This window comes from Actinokineospora sp. PR83, assembly GCF_021056305.1.
Taxonomy (GTDB): Bacteria; Actinomycetota; Actinomycetes; order Mycobacteriales; family Pseudonocardiaceae; genus Actinokineospora; species Actinokineospora spheciospongiae.
Map to the genome: position 1 here is coordinate 1 of NZ_JAJCXD010000125.1, position 3,121 is coordinate 3,121.

The following is a 3,121-nucleotide window of genomic DNA, read 5'->3' on the forward strand; positions in this document are numbered from 1 at the left end:
CGCGGGCAGGCCCAGTTCCAGCACCCGGCGCGCGGCGGCGGCGGTCGGCCGGTCGGCGAGGCCGAGCCGGGCGGCGGGCAGCCACCGGTCGGCGGCGGGCGCGCAGGCGTCGACGACCGCGTCGACGGTGCCGGGGTCGGCCAGCAGCGCGGTGAGCAGCGCCGCGGGCGCGACCCAGGCCGCGCCGTCCTGGGCGTCGAGGTAGCGCACCTCCAGGTACCCGTGCGGGCGGACCGGTGGGAACATGCTGGACAGGTGGTAGTCCAGGTCGTCCCGCGTGGGCGGTTCGGGCAGGGCGCCCGCGATCCAGTCGGCGAACGTGACGCCCGGTGGGGCGCCCCAGTCCGATCCCGGTCTGCGTAAGAACAGCAGCTCGGTGTCCAGCACGTGCCGGGCCCAGTCCGCGGCCGGGTCGTCGCCGACCGGCAGGGGCAGCGACCGGCACGGGTCCACGCCGAGGACGGCGCGGGTGCGCGCCGAGTGCCACCCCGGGGCGGGCGAGTTGCCGAACAGGGCGACGCACACCGGGCCGAGCGAGCTGACCGCAGCGAACCGGGCGGCCACGGCGGACCGCTCGCCGACGTCCAGGCAGACCTGCAGGCCTGCGGTGGCGCACATCATCGTGAGCCCGTCCGGGCCGATCGGGTCGAAGGCCCGCTCCATGGCCGCGTACCGCGGTGTGTCCAGGACGCGGCGCGGTGACCGGTGCCGGTCCAGGCCCCGGGTGCCCAGGACCAGGCCGACGTCGGCGAGGAGGGAGGTGAGGTGGGATATGTCCGCGTTGACCGCTTCGAGCAGGAGCCCGAGGGAGGGTGCGGGGAGGGAGGAGATCTCCACTTGGCCGCCGGGCTCGATGGTGAGCGGTGAACCGGCCGGGAGGGGGAGCTGGGGGCTGTCGGTGCGCAGCGTGCGCGGCGCGTGCGGGCCGAGGGCCGCGGCGAGGCGGTCGGGGTCGAGCCTGCGCCCGGGGTCGTCGCGGTCGTGGACGGTCCACTCGAGCTCGACGCCGAGCAGTCTCGGCGGCCCGTGCTTGAAGCAGACCGAGGCGACGTAGGCCTCGGCCTCCACGCGGGCGCGCAGCCGACGGCGGTCCGGCTCCACGACACCCGCTTCCTGGGTGGTGGTCAAGAACGATCATCCCCTTTCACCGCACGGGTTCTGGATGCGGCCCCCGGTCGGGGACCGGCGCGATCGACGCTACACGCGGGCACCGACAGCCGCCGAAAACCCGTTGGGCCGGGCGGGTGGCGTCAATCCCAAAACGTACGTACGGATTGCTTGTGCTCGGGGGAGGTGCCACGATCGTCGGGTGCCCCGGGTGAGCCAGGACCATCTCGACGCGCGCAGGCGCCAGATCCTCGACGGCGCGCGCTCGTGCTTCGCGCGCTTCGGCTACGAGGGCGCGACCGTGCGCAGGTTGGAAGAGGCTACCGGACTTTCCCGGGGGGCGATCTTCCACCACTTCCGCGACAAGGAGTCGCTGTTCCTCGCGCTGGCCGAGGACGACGTGCTGCGGATGACCGAGGTCGTCGCGGAGCAGGGCCTGGTGCAGGTGATGCGCGAGCTGATCGCGCCCCCCGGCAGCACCGCCGCGGGCGAGCGCCCGGCGGACTGGCTGGGCACCCGGCTGGAGGTGTCGCGGCGGCTGCGCACCGACCCCGAGTTCCGCGCCCGCTGGGCCGAGCGCTCCTCCCAGCTCACCGTCGCCACCCGCGAGCGGCTGCTGCGCCAGCGCGAGGCGGGCAACCTGCGCGACGACGTGGACGTGTCGGTGCTGACGTCGTTCCTGGAACTGGTGCTGGAGGGCCTGGTGTCGCACCTGGCCATGGGCCTGCCCGCGGACGACATGGACTCGGTCCTCGACGTGGTCGAGGAGACCGTCCGCCGCCACCGCGGCCTGTAGCGCCCGACAGAGGGCCATCGCGTGGGGATGAGCAGGTACGTGCTCGCGGCGACGGCCGCCCGCGTGGCCGACGAGATGGTCGGCGTCGCACTGGTGCTGCTGGCCCTGGCCCGGACCGGGGACCCGGTGCTGGCCGGGCTGATGGTCACCGCGTACGCGTTCCCCTCTGTCATCTCCGGACCGGTGCTGGGCGCGCTGCTCGACCGGTCGCCGCGGCGCACCCTGGTGCTGGCGGGCAACGGGGTCCTGCTGGCGGTGACCTGCCTGGGGATCACCGCGGCGCTGGGCCGGGCGCCGGACGCGCTGCCGCTCGGACTGGCCGCGATCACCGGGGTGGCGCTGCCGCTGACCAGCGGCGGCTACTCCAGCCTGGTGCCGCTGCTGGTCCCCGCAGGCGGGCTGGCCAGGGCGAACTCGTGGGACGCGGCGTCCTTCGGCGGCGCCGCGCTGCTCGGCCCGGCGCTGGCGGGCACGCTCGCGGCCACCCTCGGCCCGACCGAGGCGATGTACGGGGTCGCCGTGCTGGCCGCGGTCGGCGCGGCGGTGACGCTGGCGCTGCCCCGGGTCGCCCGCGCCGCCGAGGACCGACCGCACCTGCTCCGCGCGGTCCGCGACGGCCTGGTCCACCTGGCCACCACCCCGCCGCTGCGCGGGGCGACGCTGACCACCGCACTGGCTTCGGTGGCGGCCGGGGTGCTCAGCACCGCGTTCCCGCTGCGCGCCGCCGAGATCGGCGCGGGCGAGGCGGCGGGCGGGTACCTGTGGACGGCGCTGGAGGTCGGCTCGCTGCTCGCGGTGGCGCTGCTGGCCCGCAGGCTGCTCGCGGGCGACCGGCCGGAGCGCGTCGTCTTCGGCACCGCGGCCTGCTACGGCCTGGTCATGCTCGCCGTCCCCCTGGCCGCGAACCTGGCGGCCACGCTCGCGGTGGTCGCCCTCGCGGGCGTGGCCACCGGCGTCGGCCTCCCCGCGATCATGGCGACCCGGCAGCGGTACACCCCCGCCGGGCTGCTGGCCCAGGTCTCGGTCACCGGAGCCAGCGCCAAGATCGCCTGCTTCGCGGTGGGCGCGGCGGTGGGCGGCGGGCTGGTGCCCGCGACCGGCGCGGGCGCGGCCATCGCGCTGGTCGCCGCCGGGCAGCTCGCGGCGGCGGGTGCGGGCGCCTTGGCCGCGCGGACCAGGGGGCACGGTCCTGGGCAGGGCGGCGGGCCGAGTGGCGGG

At 76.4% G+C, this 3,121-nt stretch carries 3 protein-coding genes; 2 read left to right on the forward strand and 1 reads right to left on the reverse strand.

The annotated features are described in order from the left end of the window. A partial coding sequence (locus tag L6E12_RS32290; RefSeq protein WP_240014014.1) for a glutamate-cysteine ligase family protein occupies nucleotides 1-1,128 on the reverse strand: 1,128 nt, incomplete at its 3' end. A 181-nt stretch (nucleotides 1,129-1,309) separates the two neighbouring features. Here L6E12_RS32290 and L6E12_RS32295 point away from each other — a divergent pair. After that, nucleotides 1,310-1,903, forward strand: coding sequence for a TetR/AcrR family transcriptional regulator (locus tag L6E12_RS32295; protein ID WP_236231713.1), 594 nt, complete (start codon nucleotides 1,310-1,312; stop codon nucleotides 1,901-1,903). A 27-nt stretch (nucleotides 1,904-1,930) separates the two neighbouring features. Beyond that, on the forward strand, nucleotides 1,931-3,121 hold a 1,191-nt coding region (locus tag L6E12_RS32300; RefSeq protein ID WP_236231714.1), incomplete at its 3' end, for an MFS transporter.